Raw genomic sequence first — 17,239 nt, 5'->3', positions numbered from 1 at the left:
CACGAGGCTTCGCCGCGATAATCCCCGGCTGCTCTTCGTTACAGGGGCTCCGGTCCCTACCCCATGGCGCTCAAAGCCACCATCCACAAAGCCCAGCTGCAGATCGCCGACATGGACCGCCATGTCTATGGTGACCATGCCCTCACGATCGCCCGCCATCCGAGCGAGACCGACGAGCGCATGATGATCCGGGTGCTGGCCTATGCGCTGAACGTGCCGGCCGACGACCTCAATGGCCGCCTCGAATTCACCAAGGGCCTGTCCGACGTGGACGAGCCCGATCTCTGGCAGCCCGACCTGACGGGCGAGCTGCAGCACTGGATCGACCTGGGCCAGCCCGACGAGCGCCGCCTGATGAAGGCCCATGGCCGCGCCCGCCGCGTCAGCGTCTACAGCTTCGCGTCCAGCACGCCGGTGTGGTGGAGCGGCATGGAGAACAAGCTGACGCGCGCACCACGCCTGGCCGTATGGCAGATTCCCGCCGAGCAGTCCCAGGCGCTGGCGGCCCTGGCCGAACGCAGCATGCAGCTGCAGATCAGCATCCAGGACGGCAGCGTCTACGTGTCGACCGCCAACGCATCGGTGGAGGTCCACCCGGTTGCCTTGAAGGCGCCCACCGAATGACGCCTCAGCACGAACCCGGCCGTCAGCGCTTCACGCTGCCGACCACGCCCCTGAGCGTGCTCGACTACGAGCTGAGCGCCGGCCGCGTCGTGTTCACCCACACCGGCGTGCCGCCGGCCTATCGTGGCCAAGGTCTCGCCGCCAAGCTGGTTGAGGCCGGCCTGCAATGGGCCCGCGAAGAAGGCCTCAAGGTCGTGCCCGCCTGCAGCTACGTCCAGCTCTACATCCAGCGCCACCCCGAGTGGCAGAACCTCGTCTAAGAGACCCTCACCATGTCCACGATCCTGCAATCCGTTCCCGTTGGCCAGAAGGTCGGCATCGCTTTCTCCGGCGGCCTCGACACCTCCGCCGCCCTGCACTGGATGAAGCTCAAGGGCGCCCTGCCCTATGCCTACACGGCCAACCTCGGTCAGCCCGACGAGCCGGACTATGACGAGATTCCCCGCAAGGCGATGCTGTACGGCGCCGAGAAGGCCGTGCTGGTGGACTGCCGCGCACAACTGGTCGCGGAAGGCATTGCCGCGCTGCAGGCCGGTGCCTTTCACATCAGCACCGCTGGTGTGACCTACTTCAACACGACGCCCATCGGCCGCGCGGTGACCGGCACCATGCTGGTGGCGGCGATGAAGGCCGACGGCGTCAACATCTGGGGTGACGGCTCGACCTACAAGGGCAACGACATCGAGCGCTTCTACCGCTACGGTCTGCTGACCAACCCGGCGCTGAAGATCTACAAGCCCTGGCTGGACCAAACCTTCATCGACGAGCTGGGCGGCCGCGCCGAGATGTCGGCCTTCATGACGGAGAAGGGCTTCGCCTACAAGATGAGCGCCGAGAAGGCCTACTCGACCGACTCCAACATGCTGGGCGCCACCCACGAGGCCAAGGACCTGGAGCACCTGAACAGCGGCATCAAGATCGTCAACCCCATCATGGGCGTGGCGTTCTGGCGCGATGACGTGGTCGTCAAGGCCGAAGCCGTGTCGGTGCGCTTTGAGGAGGGCGTGCCCGTGGCGCTGAACGGCGTCGAGTACCGCGACCCGGTGGCCCTGCTGGCCGAGGCCAACGTCATCGGCGGCCGCCATGGCCTGGGCATGAGCGACCAGATCGAGAACCGCATCATCGAGGCCAAGAGCCGCGGCATCTACGAGGCCCCGGGCCTGGCGCTGCTGCACATCGCCTACGAGCGCCTCGTCACCGGCATCCACAACGAAGACACCATCGAGCAGTACCGCGACAACGGCCGCAAGCTCGGCCGCCTGCTCTACCAGGGCCGCTGGTTCGACCCGCAGGCCATCATGCTGCGCGAGGCCGCCCAGCGCTGGATCGCCCGCGCCGTCACCGGCGAGGTCGCCATCGAACTGCGCCGTGGCAACGACTACTCGCTGCTGGACACCCAAAGCCCCAACCTGACCTACGCGCCCGAGCGCCTGAGCATGGAAAAGGTGGAAGGCGCCTTCAGCCCGGCTGACCGCATCGGCCAGCTGACGATGCGCAATCTCGACATCAGCGACACCCGCGGCAAGCTGGGCATCTACACCGGTGTCGGCCTGCTGGCCGGCGGCGGCCTGCCCAAGCTCGAGTGATTTCCCGCTGAACACTGGCGAGGCTCCGGCGAATACTGTATAAATCGACAGTATTCGCTTGAGGAGCCTGCCATGCACAGCCAGTACCGCCAGAACTATGTCCCCGGCCGCCCGTTGCCCCTGTGGTTGCAGAAGCTGCTGAGCTGGCTTTGACAAGCCTTCAGAACGCCTCGGCCACCCGCAGGAAGCTCGCAAAGCGCGGCTTGCCGCTAGGCGTCAGGTCGCGGTAGCGGTAGGTGACCGTGGCACCGATCGGTGGCGGGTCGCGGCGCTGGGCGTCGCTGAAGCCGGTGCCCAGCTTGAAGCGCAGGCCCTCGGGCGTTTGCACTTCGAGGGCGCCCAATTGACCGGCCAAGCGGCCTTTGCCCGGCTCATGGCCGACAACAAGGGCTTCGGCATCCGCCAGCGGCTTGAGCTTGAGCAGCAGATCGCTGCGGCCCGAGGCCAGCGGCGCGTCGGCCCGGTGCAGCATCAGGCCCTCGCCACCGGCGTCGACCACCTGCTTGAGCCTGGCCCGAAGTTCGGCGTTGGAGTAGAGGCGCTGCTGCTGCACCGGCATGACGACGCCGCCGGCCATCGTCGCGAGCTTGGCCGCGCGCCGTTCGAAATCTCCTTCTCCGGCCGGCAGCTCGAAGACGCGATAGCTGATCAGCCGCCATTCGGCGTCCACCGGCTCGGTGCGCCGTACGGCCGCTGATAGCGCATCAAAACTGCGCCGCCCCATCCACAGCTCACCGTCGAGCGGCTGCCTGGGCAGGTCGGCCAGGAACCAGGCCGGCGCCGTGACGGTACGGCCGCTGCGGAACTTCAAGGCCTGCCCGTCCCACAACGCGCGCACACCGTCGAACTTCTCGCTGACGAGATAGGGCCGCGGGTCGATGCCGGCCGGCGCATTGCGCGCCAGCAGCGGCTCCAGCGCCCAAGCTGGAAGCCCGGCAACCCCCAGCAGGCCCAAGAGTGCACGCCGGGTCAGCCTCATAGGACGACCGGCTCCGGCTCCAGCCGGATGCCAAAGCGCCCGTAGACGCTCTCCTGGATGGCCCGTGCCAGCGTCACGACTTCCGCGCCACGCGCATCCGCCTTGTTGACCAGCACCAGGGCCTGCTTCTCGTAAACCGCTGCTCCGCCCACTGTCTTTCCCTTCCAGCCGCAAGCGTCGATCATCCACCCAGCGGCCAGCTTCACGCTTCCATCAGGCATGGGATAGTGAACGATGCCGGGGTCGCGGCCGATGATGTCGCGGCACTGCTCGGCCGTGACGACCGGGTTCTTGAAGAAGCTGCCGGCATTGCCGATGACGGCCGGGTCAGGCAACTTGGCTCGGCGCACGGCGCAGATCCAGTCGTAGATCTGGCGCGCATCCGGCGCGGTGATGCCGGTCTCCGCCATCTTCCGTTCAATCTCCAGGTAGCCCAACACCGGCCGCCAGGGCCTGGGCAGCCGAAACCGCACCTTCGTGATGACGCTCTTGCCCGCCAGCCCGCCAAAGTCGCTGTGCTTGAACACGCTGTCGCGGTAGCCAAAGCGGCAGACTTCTGCCGGCAGCAGCGCCGGCCGGCCAGTGACGAGGTCCATGACCTCGACCGCCTCCAGCCTGTCCTTGACCTCGATGCCATAGGCGCCGATGTTCTGCACGGGTGCCGCACCCACCGTGCCTGGGATCAGCGCCAGGTTCTCCAGCCCGGGATAACCGTGATCCAGCGTCCAGGTGACCAGTTCATGCCAGACCACGCCGGCGCCGGCCTCGACGATCCAGGCGTCGTCGCGCGCTTCCAACAGCCGGATGCCGGTAATTTCCACCTTCAGCACGACGGCGTCGACATCCCGGGTCAGGACGAGGTTGCTGCCGCCGCCCAGCACGAACTTGGGCGCACGGCCCAGATCCGGGTGGTCGACCACGCGGCGTACATCGGCCGCCTCGCGAATGCGCACGAGGCGCTTCGCCACGGCCGGCAGGCCGAAGGTGTTGTAAGGCTTGAGATTAACGTCAGCCTCGATGTGGAGGGGGAGCGGCACTCCGTTCGAGGGGGTCTGTAACTGCGTGGACATGGGACAATTTTTTGGATGGTTTGCGCGGAGCGCAGACAGCAAAATTTTCGCAGACCCTTTCACCCCGACCGCAAATGCCCAGCTTCGACACCGTTCTCGAGCCCGACCACGTCAAGATCCGCAATGGCGTGGACAACGCGATCAAGGAAATTGGCACCCGTTTTGACTTCAAGGGCACGGGCGCCAAGGTCGAACTCAAGGACAAGGAAATCCACGCCACCGGCGACAGCGAGTTCCAGCTGGAGCAGATCGAAGCCGTGTTGTACGGCAAGCTGACCAAGCAGGACGTGGTGATCAGTTTCCTCGACAAGGCCGAGAAGATCGAGAAGCTCGGTGGTGACAAGGTGCGCCAGGTCTACAAGATCAAGGAAGGCATCGAGGCGACGCTGGCCAAGAAGATCGTCGCCTCGCTCAAGGAGAGCAAGCTGAAGGTCCAGGCCAGCATCCAGGGGGACGCCGTGCGCGTGACCGGCAAGAACCGCGACGATTTGCAGACCGGCATCGCCCACCTGAAGAAGAACTTCAGCGACACGCCGCTCACCTACAACAATTTCCGCGATTGAGCATGCACCGCTTTACGGGGCTCATTGCGCCCCTTCTCCTGTTGCTGGCCACGAGCCACGCCCCGGCGCAGCCGGTGCCACCCGCGCCATCGCAGGTCCAGCTCAATGGCATGCTGGGATCACGCGCGGCCCTGTTGGTCATCGACGGTGAGCCACGCACCGTCGAGGTTGGCGCCATGGTCAAGGGCGTCCGGTTGATCTCGCTGGAGGATAGCCGCGCTGTCGTCGAATACGGCGGTCGGCGCCAAGCTCTCGCCCTTGGCGCCGCACCGGGCCGAGTGCTTGCGCAGAATGCCGCGCCGCCCCGCCAGATCGTGCTGCCCGCAGGCCCCGGCGGGCATTTCACGACGCTGGGCATGATCAACGGCCAGGTCACGAGCTTCCTCGTCGACACCGGGGCGACCAGCATCTCCATCGGCCAGATCGAGGCCGAGAAGCTGGGCCTGCGCTATATGTACGGCCGGCGCATCGTCACCCAAACGGCCAATGGCGTCGTGCCGGCCTACCAGCTCCAGCTGGCGAGCGTGCGCATTGGCAGCGTCGAGGTTCGCGACGTCGAGGCCATCGTCATCCCCGGCCTGATGAGCCATGTGCTGCTTGGCAACAGTTTTCTGAACCGCTTCCAGATGCGACGCGAGAACGACGTCATGACTTTGGAGCTGCGCTACTGATTGCGGTGGGCGGCTTCTGCAAGAATCCGGCGCCCCTCCCTAGCCGGTTCCGCCTCGATGCCCCCTCAATCCGCCTTGCTGTCTGGCCTCCTGGCCGCCCTGTTGATTGCTGGTGCACCCACGGCGCTCGCCCAGGACGCTGCCAAGGCTTCGCGCTTCTACGAAGACGCCCTGCAGCGGTATGAAAAGCGGGACATCCCCGGGGCCATCCTGCAGCTGAAGAACGCGCTGCAGGCCGACAAGAGCCAGCTCTCGGTCCATGTGCTGCTGGGCAAGGCCTTGCTGGCCGACAGCCAGCCGGCAGCGGCCGAGTTCGAGCTGGGCGAGGCCATCCGCATGGGCGTCAACCGCGCCGAGGTCGCCGTTGCCCTGGTCATGGCGCTGAATGCCCAGGGCAAGCAGTCCCAGGCGCTGGAGGACCCGCGCCTTCAGCCCGCCGGCCTGCCGCCCGGCATCCAGCAGCAGTTGATGCTGGAGCGTGCCTTGGCTCAGTCCGACATGGGCGATACCAAGGCCGCACTGGCCAGCGTGCTGGATGCACGTGCGCTGAACACCAGCGATGTGAACAGCTGGATCGCCGAAGTCCCGCTGCGGGTGCGCGGGCGCCAGTTCAACGAGGCCCATGCCGCGGCCGACCAGGCGCTCAAGCTCGCGCCGGACAACGCCGAGGCTCTCTATCAAAAGGCGTCGATCTTCCATGCCAACGGCCAGGTCGCCCCGGCGCTGGCCGGCTATGAGCGCGCCCTCAAGGCCCAGCCCAAGCATGCTGAATCCCACCTGGGCCGTGCCGGCTTGCTGATCGACCTGAACCGCGACGCCGACGCGCTGGCCGAGGTCAACGAACTCCAGACCATCAAGCCCAACGATCCACGTGGCGCCTATCTGCGTGCCGTGCTGGCCGAGCGCGCCAACGACGCGCCCACTGCACGGGCCGCGTTGAAACGGATCACCGACCTGCTCGACCCCGTCCCTATCGAGTACATCCGCTACCGCACCCAGTTGCTGATGCTCAATGGCCTGGCGCATTACAGCCTGGGTGAGCTGGAAAAGTCCAAGCCCTTCCTGGAACTGGCCTCCCGCCAGCAACCCGGCAGCCCGCTGGTCAAGCTGCTGGCCCAGGTCGCATTGAAGGAACCCAACGTCAACCGTGCCGTCGAATTGCTGGACGCCTACGTGAAGGCCCGGCCGGGCGACGGCCAGGCGTTGCTGATGCTGGCTTCCGCCCACATGAGCCAGGGGCGGCACTCGCGCGCCGTCGCGCTGATGCAGGACGCGATCAAGGCCAAGGATTCGCCGGAGTACCGCACGGCTTTGGGCTTGTCGCTGCTGCAAAGCGGCAAGGCGACACCGGCGGCCGACGAACTTGCCAAGGCCTACAAGAGCGATCCCAAGCAGACCTATGCCGGGCTGGCGCTGGTCACCCTGTATCTGCGCGAAGGCCAGGCCCCCAAGGCCCTCGCCGTGGCCGATACCCTCGCGCGCGCCAACCCGAACAATGCAACCGTCCTCATGGTCCAGGCCTATGCCAAGACCCAGGCTGGCGACTATCCCGGCGGGCGCTCCGGCTATGAGAAGGCGCTCAAGCTCGATCCGCAGCTGATGGAGGCCCGCCTGGGTCTGGTTCGCATCGACACCGTGACGGGCAATTTCGAAGCCGCCAACAAGCGGCTGCGAGAGGTTCTGAAAAATGACGAGCGCAATACCAATGTGCTGTTCGAACTGGCCCTGCTGAACGAACTCTGGGGCAAGGATGACGAGGCACTCAAATGGCTGGAAAGTGCCGCAGAGGCCAGCAGCGCCCGCGAAACCCGCGCCAATTTCGCCCTCGTCGCCTGGCATCTGCGCAAGGGCCAGCCGGCCCGCGCGGTCGACGCGGCCAAGTCCTTGCTGGCCAAGCTGCCCGAGGATGTCGAAGCCCTGCAGGCCTATGCCAGCGCCCAGGCTGCCAACGGCGATGCGGCCGGTGCCAAGACCACATTGACCAATGCCGCCCGCCGCGCCGCCTTCGATGCACCGCGCCTGCTTGAAGTCGCGCGCCAGCAAGTCGGCATCAAGGACTACACCGGCGCGGCCTACAGCCTTGACAAGGCCCTGAGCGGCAACCCCGACTATCTGCCGGCCCAGGCCATGCTCGCCAGCATCGAGCTGACGCAGGGCGATGCGGCCAAGTCTGAGCAACGGGCCAAGCAGGTCGTCCAGGCAGCGCCCAAATCGGCGCTCGGCTACAACCTGCTTGCCGAAGTCGCCACGTACCGAGGCCAGGCCACGGCGGCCATCGACGCGCTGCGCAAGGCCCATGACATCGAGAAATCCCAGGCCAGCCTGGTGCGTTTGATGCGCGCCGTCGGCAACCAGAGTGGCCCGCGGGCCGCTGTCGAGCTGGGAGACGCCTGGCTCAAGCGCAACCCCAGCGATCTCGCGGTACGCAACGCCGTCGCCGTTCAGCACTTGCACGCGCGCGACTTCGCCGCTGCGCGTAAGCAGTACGAGGCCATCCTGAAGCAGCGCCCCAACCATGCCGAGACGCTGAACAACCTCGCCAACGTGCTGATGGAATCGAAAGACCCTGGCGCCCTGGAGATGGCCGAGCGCGCCTACAAGGTCGACATCCGCAACCCCATGTTGATGGACACCGCCGGTTGGGCCAACCACCTCGCCGGGAAACCTGATCGTGCGTTGCAGCTGCTGCGCGACGCCCGCCTGCGCGCGCCCGACAACCCCGACATCCGCTATCACTTGGCCGCGGTGCTGGCCAAGGCGGGGCGCAGCGGCGAAGCGCGCGAGGAACTCCGTGCCGCACTGCGCACCGTGAGTTTTGCCTCGGCCGAGGATGCCAAGAAGCTGCTGGCCACCCTTAACTGAGGGGGCGAAAGGCCTTAATTGCCTGTCGGTTGTTCTTACAATTTACAACAGTCACCACCCTGACCAAATTGGCAAGACGTTGAAAGTCAAGGAGTTTTCTGGTTTGGCATCAAGCTTGCTAGAAACCTCTCGATTGCGAATCAAAGCTGGTGACAGCCCAAAAGGAAAAAACCGATGAAAGCCCAAAAGTCCCGCTGGATTGCCCTGAGCGCCCTCGTCGCCGGCCTGGGTCTGGCATCGAGCGCCCAAGCCTACTGGGGCCTGGACACCACGCCCACCAACACGATCGGCGATAGTGGCAACGCTGCCTACACGGTAAAAATGTCGGGCTTCTATGCCAGCAACGACGTCAACAACAAAGTCAACGGCAACTGGACCAGCAACGCCCTCACCCAGTTCGCGGGCAACGGCCAGGGCATGTACACCGGCACTGACAACGGCTCGCCCTACCACGCACTGGACAATAACCAGAATACCGAGGCGGTGCTGCTGAGCTTCAGCGCTTCGACCGTGCTGAGCAGCGTCGGCCTTGGCTTCACGTCCAACGTCGAGATCAGCTGCAAGAACACCACCACGCAGGCGATGACGTACCAGAACGGCGGCACCTGCGGTGCAGGTACCACGCAAGTCGGCACCGGCCTGGTTGATGTGTCCGTGTTCCGCTGGACCGGCGCCGCAGCGCCCACGCTGACTGGCGCTGCAGCCGGCACGATGGCCGGCTGGGAACTGGTTGGCAACTATGGCGACATGGTTCAGGACACCAGCAATCCCTACAACCAGGTCAACACCGCGGGCAAAACCTCCAGCTGGTGGTTGATCAGTGCCTACAACTCCGGCTTCGCACAAACGGCCGGCGGCGCCAACAGCATTGCCACCGAAAACCGCGCCACGCTCACCAACGGCGACGACTTCTTCAAGCTCTACGCCGTGGCCGGCACCAAGTGCACGCAGGCCGTTGACAGCAAGGGTGTCTGCGGTGGCACCAACCTCAAGCTGCCGGAACCGGCGTCCCTGGCCCTGACCAGCGTCGCCCTGGTCGGCGTCGCCGGCCTGCGCCGCCGCAAGGCCAAGCTCACCGCCTGATCCGAGTCATCTCGACTGAAAGCCGCCTTCGGGCGGCTTTCTGCTTTCTGGGCGCCAATTCGCCGCCCTGTCCCTGGCCGGACAGCCAGGATGCGAACGACCGTGCTAAAACGCCCGGCATTCCATCACCACGACGCAGCGACGCGAGAGACAAATGGACCTCAACTTCACCGATGCGGAGCTGGCCTTCCGCGCCGAGGTACGCGACTGGGTGCGCGCCAATCTGCCGGCCGATATCGCCCACAAGGTACGCAACGCGTTGCGCCTGAACAAGGACGATCTGCAGCGCTGGGCGAAGATCCTCGGCGCCAAGGGCTGGCACGGCTGGGCTTGGCCCAAACAGTTCGGCGGCCCGGGCTGGAATGCCGTGCAGCGCCACCTGTTTGAAGAGGAATGTGCGCTGGCCTGCGCGCCGCGCATCGTGCCCTTCGGCCCCGTGATGGTGGCACCGGTCATCATGGCCTTCGGCACACCCGAGCAGCAGCGGCGCTTCCTGCCCGGCATCATGAGCGGCGAAGTCTGGTGGAGCCAGGGCTACAGCGAACCCGGCTCGGGTTCCGACCTCGCCTCGCTGAAATGCCGCGCCGAGCGCCAAGGCGACAAATACATCGTCAATGGCCAGAAAACCTGGACGACGCTAGGCCAGTACGGCGACTGGATCTTCTGCCTGGTTCGCACGTCGACCGAAGGCAAGCCGCAGACCGGGATTTCCTTCCTGCTGATCGACATGAAGTCGCCGGGCGTGACGGTCAAGCCCATCATCATGCTCGACGGCGAGCACGAGGTGAACGAGGTCTGGTTCGACAACGTCGAGGTGCCCGCGGAAAACCTGATCGGCGAGGAGAACAAGGGTTGGACTTATGCCAAACACCTGCTTTCCCACGAGCGCACGAACATCGCCGACGTGAACCGCGCCAAGCGCGAGCTGGAGCGGCTCAAGCGCATCGCCAAGGCGGAGGGGCTGATGGACGACCAGCGCTTCCGCGACCAGATCGCGCTGTGCGAGGTCGATGTCGTCGCGCTTGAGATGATGGTCCTGCGCGTGCTGTCCGGTGAGCGCACCGGCAAGCAACCCCTGGACGTCGCGGGCCTGCTCAAGATCCGCGGCAGCGAACTTCAGCAGCGCTACACCGAGCTGATGATGCTGGCCGGCGGCCCGCTCGCGCTGCCCTACATCCACGAGGCCATGGAGGCCGGCTGGCAAGGCGACCAGTGGCTGGGCGGCGCCTGGATCGGCGGCGCGCTGCATGCGATTCCGCTGACCGGCAACTACCTGAACGTCCGCAAGACGACGATCTACGGCGGCTCGAACGAAGTGCAACGCAACATCGTCGCGCAGACAGTGCTCGGCTGAGGGGGAGAGAAGACATGGATTTCGATTTCTCTGAAGACCAGGAAGCCCTGCGCGACGCCGTCCGCCGCTTCGTCGACAAGGACTACACCTTCGAGCGAAGGGTCAGGATAGAGCGCGCCGGCGGCTTCGACCGCGCCGTCTGGGACGGCTTGGCCGGCCTGGGCCTGACCGCGCTGGCCGTGCCCGAGGCCCATGGCGGCTTGGGCTTTGGCGCCGTCGAGGCGATGGTGGTCATGGAAGAGCTCGGTCGCGGCCTCGTCATGGAGCCGGTGGCGCAGGGCGCGCTGATCGCACCGGCGCTGCTCGGACGCGCGCCCGATGAACTGCAGGCCGCTTGGCTGCCACGCATCGCCGGTGGCGAGGCCCTCGTCGTGCTCGCTCACCAGGAAGCCAGATCGCGCTACCGCCTGAATCAGGTTGCCACGCGTGCCGTCGACGGCAAGCTGACCGGCGTCAAGAGCCTGGTGCCGGCCGGCGACGTCGCCGACGCCTTCATCGTGCCGGCCCGCGTTGCGGGTGCCGATGACGCCGCCGAAGGCATTGCCCTCTACCTGGTCGAGCGCTCGGCCGCCGGCGTTCATACGCGCCCCTATTCGCTCTACGACGGCTCCCGGGCCGCTGAAGTGCACCTGGACAACACACCTGCCCAGCTCATTGCCGGGCCTGATGACGGGCTGGCACTGCTGGAGCTGGCCGCCGACATCGGCATTGCCGCACAGGCGGCCGAGGCGGTCGGCGTCATGGAGAAATATCTCGCACTGACCGTCGAGTACATGAACACGCGCAAGCAGTTCGGCGTGGCCATTGCCAGCTTTCAGGCGCTGCGCCACCGCGTCGCCGACGTGAAGATGCAGCTGGAGCTGGCGCGTTCCATGAGCTACTACGCGACGCTGCGCCTGGGCGATGGGCCGGCCATGCGCCGCCGGGCGGTTTCGCAGGCCAAGGTACAGCTCGGCAACGCCATGCGTTTCGTCGGCCAGCAGTGCACGCAGTTGCACGGCGGCATCGGTGTCACCGATGAATATGTCGGCAGCCACTACTTCAAGCGGCTGACCGTCATGGAGATGCAGTGGGGCGACACCCTGCATCACCTCGGTGAAGTCAGCGCCCGGATGCATGACACTGCGGGGGTGTTTGCCTGACCGTGGAGGTCACCCGATGAAATTCCCTACCATCCTGTTGCTCGCCGGTCTCGCCACCGGTGCTGCCCATGCCCAGCACATGAAGCCGGGCTTGTGGGAGTTCAAGCAGACGCCCCAGCTCGACCCTGCCCGCCAGGCCCAGATGGCTCAGGCCCAGAAGGCCATGGAGAGCATGCCGCCCGAACAGCGGCAGATGATCGAAAAGATGATGGCCCAGAAGGGCGTCAACGTCAGCATGGCCGACGGCGCCATCACGATCAAGACCTGCGTCACCAAGGAGCAGGCCGAGCGCAACATGGCCCCGGTCCAGCAGCACGGCAACTGCACGCAGGACTCCAAGCGCAGCGGCAATGTCATCCAGACCCATTTCGTCTGCACCGACCCGGCCTCCGAGGGCGACGCCACCGTCACACTGCGCGGCAACGAGGGCTTCACCAACGACGTCACCATCCGCCATCAACGCCAGGGCAAGACGGAGGTCACCAAGGTCAGCGGCGAAGGCCGTTGGCTGGGCGCCAACTGCGGCGACGTGCAACCGATGAAGTCCCAGGCCAAGCCTTGAAGCAGAAGCTTTCGCAGATCCTGTTCAGCCAGGGTTTTGGTACACGCCGCCTGTGCGCGGGTCTGGTGTGGCACGGTGAAGTCAGCGTCAACGGCGAAGTTGTCGAGGAACCCGATACCGAGTTCGAGACCGAGGGGCTGCGCTTCGCCGTCAACGGCCAGGAGTGGCCGTTCTTCGACAAGGCGCTGGTACTGCTGAACAAGCCCGCCGGCTTCGAGTGCTCGCAAAAGCCCAAGCACCATCCCAGCGTCCTGAGCCTGTTGCCGGCGCCGCTTCGTGAGCGCGGCGTGCAGCCCATCGGCCGGCTCGACGAGGACACGACCGGGCTGCTGCTGCTGACCGACGACGGCACGCTGATTCACAGGCTGACCTCGCCCAAGCACCATGTGCCCAAGGTCTACGAAGCGCGCTGCAAGCATCCACTGACGGCGGCAATGGTCGAGCAGTTGCTCGCTGGCGTCGAGTTGAAGGAGCCAGAAAGCAAAGTGCCCAGCAAGTTCCAGCGCCCGCCCGAGATCAGCAAGGCGGAGGGCGCGGAAATCGTCGACGAAACGCTGCTGCGCCTGACGCTGGTCGAAGGTAAGTACCACCAGGTCAAGCGCATGGTGGCTGCCGTCGGCAACCGCGTTGAGACGCTGCACCGGCCGCGGTTTGGCGCGCTGACCCTGTCCGCCGATCTCAAGCCCGGCGACTGGCGCTGGGTCTCCAGTCCTGCCGAGGTCTGGGGACAATAGCGCCCATGCGAGTTTTCAGAGGTTTTCACCACCGCGGCATTGCACCCGCCTGCGCACTGACCATCGGCAACTTCGATGGCGTCCACCGCGGCCACCAGGCCATGCTCGCGCTGCTGCAGTCGGAGGCCCGCCATCGCGGCCTGCCGACCTGCGTGCTGACCTTTGAGCCCCACCCGCGTGACTTCTTCGCCGCCAAGGCCGGCAAGCCTGAACTCGCGCCTGCACGCATCGCCAACCTGCGCGACAAGCTCGGCGAACTGGAGCGCTGCGGCGTCGACCAGGTCGTCATCCTGCGCTTCGACGAGGCACTGGCCTCCCTGCCGGCCCAGGACTTCATCCGCCAGGTGCTCGTCGATGGACTCGGCGCGCGCTACGTGCTGGTCGGCGACGACTTCCGCTTCGGCGCCAAGCGCCAGGGCGACTATGCGACGCTGGATGCCGCTGGCCAGGCACGCGGCTTTGATGTCGCCCGCATGATGAGCTACGAGGTGCATGGCCTGCGCGTCAGCAGTTCCGCCGTGCGCGAGGCGCTGGCCGCAGGCGACATGGCCGCCGCCGCGGCGCTGCTGGGCCGGCCCTATGCCATCTCCGGCCACATCACGCACGGGCGCAAGCTGGGCCGCCAGCTGGGCGAGAGCGCCCCCGGCGCGGCCGACGGCTTTCGCACGCTGAACCTGCGCTTCGCCCATGAAAAGCCAGCCGCCCATGGCATCTTCGCCGTCCTCGTCCATGGCCTGGCGCCCGAACCCCTGCCCGGCGTCGCTAGCCTGGGCAACCGCCCCACGGTGGAAGACGCCGGGCGCGTGCTGCTGGAGGTGCACTGCCTCGACTGGCCGCTGGGCGCCGAGGGGGGCTACGGTAAACTCGCCCGCGTGGAACTGCTGCACAAACTTCGCGACGAAGCCAAGTACGACGGGCTTGAAGCGCTCACGGCTGCCATCGCGGCCGACACGGCCGCAGCGCGCGCCTTCCTGGCCACCCACGCCGCACAGCGACGCCAGACCACGCGCGACCGAATTTGAAGCGGCTCCCCGCCGCTCTTCGCTCCGCCCTCCCTCGCCTTCTGAACCGCCAGACCCGCCAGACTTTTCGTCTGGCCGCACGCCATGACCACCCCGGACTACCGTTCCACGCTCAACCTGCCCGACACACCCTTCCCGATGCGCGGCGACCTGCCCAAGCGCGAACCGGGCTGGGTCAAGGCTTGGGATGAGCAAGGCCTGTACAAGCGCCTGCGTGACGCGCGCTGTGGCGCGCCGAAGTTCGTGCTGCACGACGGCCCGCCCTATGCCAACGGCCAGATCCACATCGGCCACGCCGCCAACAAGATCCTGAAGGACATGATCGTCAAGGCCCGCCAGCTGGCGGGCTTTGATGCGGCCTACATCCCCGGCTGGGACTGCCACGGCCTGCCCATCGAGAACCAGATCGAGAAGACCTTCGGCCGCGGCCTGCCGCGCGACGAAGTGCAGGCCAAGAGCCGTGCCTACGCCACCGAGCAGATCGACGGTCAGCGCACGGACTTCAAGCGCCTGGGCGTGCTGGGCGAATGGGACAACCCCTACAAGACGATGAACTACGCCAACGAGGCCGGCGAGATCCGCGTGCTGAAGCGGATGTTCGAGCGCGGCTTCGTCTACCGCGGCTTGAAGCCTGTGTACTGGTGCTTCGACTGCGGCTCGTCCCTGGCCGAGTTCGAGATCGAGTACGCGGACAAGCAGTCGCCGGCCGTCGATGTGGCCTTCCTGTCGGCCGAGCCCGAGAAGCTGGCCGCTGCGTTTGGCGTGGCGCCGCTGACGAAGGACGCCTTCACCGTCATCTGGACGACCACGCCCTGGACCATCCCCGCCAACCAGGCGCTGAACCTCAACCCCGAGCTGCCCTACGCACTGGTCGACACGGCCAAGGGCTACTTCGTCGTCGCCGAGGCGCTGGTGGAGAAGTGCCTGGCGCGCTGGCAGCTGGAAGGCAGCGTCGTCGCCATGGTGCCGGGCCGCAAGCTGGAGCTGCTGAAGTTCAAGCATCCGCTGGCCCACGTCGACCCGGGCTACGACCGTGAAAGCCCGGTCTACCTGGCCGACTACGCCACCGCCGAAGACGGCACCGGCGTCGTTCACTCCGCGCCGGCCTACGGCCTGGACGACTTCCAGTCCTGCGTCGCCCACGGCATGGCTTTCGGCGACATCCTCAACCCGGTGCAGGGCAACGGCGCCTATGCCGCCGACCTGCCGCTGTTCGGCGGCCAGCACATCTGGAAGGCCAACCCCGTCATCGCCCAGGCGCTGCAGGACGCCGGCCGCCTGATGGCCCAGAGCAAGCTGACCCACAGCTACCCGCACTGCTGGCGCCACAAGTCGCCCGTCATCTACCGCGCCGCGGCGCAGTGGTTCGTACGCATGGACGAGGGCGACGGCCTGTTCACGACGAACAAAGCGCCTGACAGCCTGCGCAAGACGGCCCTGGCCGCCATCGAGGCGACGAGCTTCTACCCCGAGAACGGCCGTGCCCGCCTGCACGACATGATCGCCGGTCGGCCTGACTGGTGCATCTCGCGCCAGCGCAGTTGGGGCGTGCCCCTGCCCATCTTCCTGCACAAGGACACGGGCGAGGCGCACCCCGACACGCTGGAATTCATCGAGCGCGCCGCGCAGCTCGTCGAGCAGAACGGTATCGAAGCCTGGTCCAAGCTCGACGCCGCTGAGTGGCTGGGCACGGAAGCCGCCCACTACACCAAGGGCCAGGACATCCTGGACGTCTGGTTCGACTCCGGCTCCACCTTCGAGCATGTGCTCAAGGGCAGCCACAAGGGTGCCGGGCACGAGACCGGCCCCGAGGCCGACCTCTACCTCGAAGGCCACGACCAGCACCGCGGCTGGTTCCACTCGTCGCTGCTGATCGCCTGCGCGCTCTACGGCCGCGCGCCCTACAAGGGCCTGCTGACCCACGGCTTCGTCGTCGACGGCCAGGGCCGCAAGATGAGCAAGTCCATGGGCAATGTCGTCGCGCCGCAGGCCGTGTCGGACAAGTTCGGCGCCGAGATCCTGCGCCTGTGGACGGCCGCGACCGACTATTCGGGCGACCTCGGCCTGGACGAGAAGATCCTCGCCCGCGTCGTCGACAGCTACCGCCGCATCCGCAACACGCTGCGCTTCCTGCTCGCCAATGTCAGCGACTTCGACCCGGCGACGGACGCGGTGGCGCCTGATCAGTTGCTGGAAGTCGACCGCTATGCGCTGGCGCGCGCCGCCGAGCTGCAGGCTGACATCCTGGCCCACTTCGAGCGCTACGAGTTCCACCCGGTCGTCTCGAAGCTGCAGGTCTACTGCTCCGAAGACCTCGGCGCCTTCTACCTCGACGTACTGAAGGACCGCCTTTACACGACGGCGCCCAAGTCCCTCGCGCGGCGCTCGGCCCAGACGGCGCTGTGGCAGATCACGCACGCCATGCTGCGCTGGATGGCGCCCTTCCTCAGCTTCACGGCTGAAGAGGCCTGGGCGATCTTCGGCAAGGGCGAGAGCATCTTCACGGAGACCTATTGGGACTTCGGCAAGACGGATTCAGCGCTGCTGGCCAAATGGCATCGCATCCACGAGATCCGCGACGAGGTCAACAAGGCCATCGAGGCGGTGCGCACGACGGGCGCTGTCGGCGCCTCGCTGCAGGCCGAATTGGTGCTCAAGGTGAACGAGCAGGACCAGATGCTGCTGTCCAGCTTGGGCGACGACCTGCGCTTCGTCTTCATCACGTCAGCGGTGCGACTTGCGTCGGCAGGCGAGCTGGGTGTCGTCGTCACGCCGAGCTCCCATGCCAAGTGCGAACGCTGCTGGCACTACCGCGCCGATGTCGGCAGCAATGCCGAGCACCCGACGCTGTGCGGGCGCTGCGAAAGCAACCTATACGGCGCAGGCGAGACCCGCACCGTCGCGTAAGCACGCGCTGGCTTCTAACGCGGACCGACGCCGGGCCGTCCCAAGTCGGCCCGCAGGCGATGTGCATGCGGCTCAATGCC

15 protein-coding genes are annotated in these 17,239 nt (G+C 66.3%); 13 read left to right on the top strand and 2 right to left on the bottom strand.

The window, feature by feature from the left end; genetic code table 11:
- The first annotated feature begins 63 nt into the window (after window positions 1-63).
- From ASC95_RS19460 to argG, 3 genes are read left to right on the top strand one after another with little or no spacing between them, the layout of a single operon-like run.
- On the top strand, window positions 64-624 hold the full coding sequence (locus ASC95_RS19460; protein ID WP_057299347.1) for a YaeQ family protein: 561 nt from the start codon (window positions 64-66) through the stop codon (window positions 622-624).
- Window positions 621-884 carry a GNAT family N-acetyltransferase gene (locus tag ASC95_RS19455; RefSeq protein ID WP_057299346.1) on the top strand — a complete coding sequence of 88 codons (264 nt, stop codon included), beginning with the start codon at window positions 621-623 and terminating at the stop codon, window positions 882-884. The genes ASC95_RS19460 and ASC95_RS19455 overlap by 4 nt, the downstream gene beginning before the upstream one ends.
- Window positions 885-896: 12 nt before the next feature.
- Window positions 897-2,210: an argininosuccinate synthase gene (argG, locus tag ASC95_RS19450; RefSeq protein WP_057299345.1), complete on the top strand. Its 1,314-nt coding sequence runs from the start codon at window positions 897-899 to the stop codon at window positions 2,208-2,210.
- Between the two features lie 160 nt (window positions 2,211-2,370).
- Here the strand turns inward: argG and ASC95_RS19445 are convergent, their stop codons facing one another.
- A complete protein-coding gene (locus ASC95_RS19445; protein ID WP_057299344.1) occupies window positions 2,371-3,189 on the bottom strand; it encodes a DNA ligase in 819 nt (272 codons plus the stop codon).
- Window positions 3,186-4,259, bottom strand: coding sequence for a UDP-N-acetylmuramate dehydrogenase (gene murB / locus ASC95_RS19440; protein ID WP_057299343.1), 1,074 nt, complete (start codon window positions 4,257-4,259; stop codon window positions 3,186-3,188). Before murB ends, ASC95_RS19445 begins: the two co-directional genes overlap by 4 nt.
- A gap of 74 nt (window positions 4,260-4,333) precedes the next feature.
- Here murB and ASC95_RS19435 point away from each other — a divergent pair, with 74 nt between their 5' ends.
- The 10 genes from ASC95_RS19435 (at window position 4,334) to ileS (ending at window position 17,159) form a co-directional block, all read left to right on the top strand.
- Window positions 4,334-4,822, top strand: coding sequence for a YajQ family cyclic di-GMP-binding protein (locus tag ASC95_RS19435; protein WP_057299342.1), 489 nt, complete (start codon window positions 4,334-4,336; stop codon window positions 4,820-4,822).
- Window positions 4,823-4,824: 2 nt separating this feature from the next.
- A complete protein-coding gene (locus tag ASC95_RS19430; RefSeq protein ID WP_057299341.1) occupies window positions 4,825-5,493 on the top strand; it encodes a TIGR02281 family clan AA aspartic protease in 669 nt (222 codons plus the stop codon).
- Window positions 5,494-5,568: 75 nt separating this feature from the next.
- Window positions 5,569-8,355 (top strand): XrtA/PEP-CTERM system TPR-repeat protein PrsT, encoded by a 2,787-nt coding sequence (gene prsT, locus ASC95_RS19425; RefSeq protein ID WP_235537977.1) that lies wholly within the window; start codon window positions 5,569-5,571, stop codon window positions 8,353-8,355.
- A gap of 174 nt (window positions 8,356-8,529) precedes the next feature.
- Window positions 8,530-9,438, top strand: a complete 909-nt coding sequence (locus tag ASC95_RS19420) for a PEP-CTERM sorting domain-containing protein (protein ID WP_057299339.1) — start codon at window positions 8,530-8,532, stop codon at window positions 9,436-9,438.
- 154 nt (window positions 9,439-9,592) lie between these two features.
- On the top strand, window positions 9,593-10,792 hold the full coding sequence (locus ASC95_RS19415; protein ID WP_057299338.1) for an acyl-CoA dehydrogenase family protein: 1,200 nt from the start codon (window positions 9,593-9,595) through the stop codon (window positions 10,790-10,792).
- 14 nt (window positions 10,793-10,806) lie between these two features.
- On the top strand, window positions 10,807-11,934 hold the full coding sequence (locus ASC95_RS19410; protein WP_057299337.1) for an acyl-CoA dehydrogenase family protein: 1,128 nt from the start codon (window positions 10,807-10,809) through the stop codon (window positions 11,932-11,934).
- A 16-nt stretch (window positions 11,935-11,950) separates the two neighbouring features.
- Window positions 11,951-12,496 carry a DUF3617 domain-containing protein gene (locus ASC95_RS19405; protein WP_057299336.1) on the top strand — a complete coding sequence of 182 codons (546 nt, stop codon included), beginning with the start codon at window positions 11,951-11,953 and terminating at the stop codon, window positions 12,494-12,496.
- The gene (locus ASC95_RS19400; RefSeq protein WP_057299335.1) at window positions 12,493-13,230 is read left to right on the top strand and encodes a pseudouridine synthase; all 738 of its coding nucleotides are present in this window, start codon (window positions 12,493-12,495) and stop codon (window positions 13,228-13,230) included. Before ASC95_RS19405 ends, ASC95_RS19400 begins: the two co-directional genes overlap by 4 nt.
- Before the next feature lie 5 nt (window positions 13,231-13,235).
- On the top strand, window positions 13,236-14,252 hold the full coding sequence (locus ASC95_RS19395) for a bifunctional riboflavin kinase/FAD synthetase (protein WP_057299334.1): 1,017 nt from the start codon (window positions 13,236-13,238) through the stop codon (window positions 14,250-14,252).
- Window positions 14,253-14,336: 84 nt separating this feature from the next.
- Window positions 14,337-17,159 carry an isoleucine--tRNA ligase gene (gene ileS / locus ASC95_RS19390; protein ID WP_057299333.1) on the top strand — a complete coding sequence of 941 codons (2,823 nt, stop codon included), beginning with the start codon at window positions 14,337-14,339 and terminating at the stop codon, window positions 17,157-17,159.
- Window positions 17,160-17,239: the final 80 nt, after the last annotated feature.

Source organism: Pelomonas sp. Root1217, from assembly GCF_001425705.1.
Lineage (GTDB): Bacteria > Pseudomonadota > Gammaproteobacteria > Burkholderiales > Burkholderiaceae_C > Pelomonas.
This window is presented reverse-complemented; position numbering and strand designations above follow the sequence as displayed.

What these genes read in the sequence shown, in the direction of transcription:
- ileS (WP_057299333.1), top strand. Translation starts at nt 14,337, where the DNA reads ATGACCACCCCGGACTACCGTTCCACGCTCAACCTGCCCGACACACCC.
- ASC95_RS19415 (WP_057299338.1), top strand. Translation starts at nt 9,593, where the DNA reads ATGGACCTCAACTTCACCGATGCGGAGCTGGCCTTCCGCGCCGAGGTA.
- argG (WP_057299345.1), top strand. Translation starts at nt 897, where the DNA reads ATGTCCACGATCCTGCAATCCGTTCCCGTTGGCCAGAAGGTCGGCATC.
- ASC95_RS19430 (WP_057299341.1), top strand. Translation starts at nt 4,825, where the DNA reads ATGCACCGCTTTACGGGGCTCATTGCGCCCCTTCTCCTGTTGCTGGCC.
- ASC95_RS19460 (WP_057299347.1), top strand. Translation starts at nt 64, where the DNA reads ATGGCGCTCAAAGCCACCATCCACAAAGCCCAGCTGCAGATCGCCGAC.
- ASC95_RS19445 (WP_057299344.1), bottom strand. Translation starts at nt 3,189, where the DNA reads ATGAGGCTGACCCGGCGTGCACTCTTGGGCCTGCTGGGGGTTGCCGGG.
- ASC95_RS19410 (WP_057299337.1), top strand. Translation starts at nt 10,807, where the DNA reads ATGGATTTCGATTTCTCTGAAGACCAGGAAGCCCTGCGCGACGCCGTC.
- ASC95_RS19420 (WP_057299339.1), top strand. Translation starts at nt 8,530, where the DNA reads ATGAAAGCCCAAAAGTCCCGCTGGATTGCCCTGAGCGCCCTCGTCGCC.
- ASC95_RS19455 (WP_057299346.1), top strand. Translation starts at nt 621, where the DNA reads ATGACGCCTCAGCACGAACCCGGCCGTCAGCGCTTCACGCTGCCGACC.
- ASC95_RS19395 (WP_057299334.1), top strand. Translation starts at nt 13,236, where the DNA reads ATGCGAGTTTTCAGAGGTTTTCACCACCGCGGCATTGCACCCGCCTGC.
- ASC95_RS19435 (WP_057299342.1), top strand. Translation starts at nt 4,334, where the DNA reads ATGCCCAGCTTCGACACCGTTCTCGAGCCCGACCACGTCAAGATCCGC.
- ASC95_RS19405 (WP_057299336.1), top strand. Translation starts at nt 11,951, where the DNA reads ATGAAATTCCCTACCATCCTGTTGCTCGCCGGTCTCGCCACCGGTGCT.
- murB (WP_057299343.1), bottom strand. Translation starts at nt 4,259, where the DNA reads ATGTCCACGCAGTTACAGACCCCCTCGAACGGAGTGCCGCTCCCCCTC.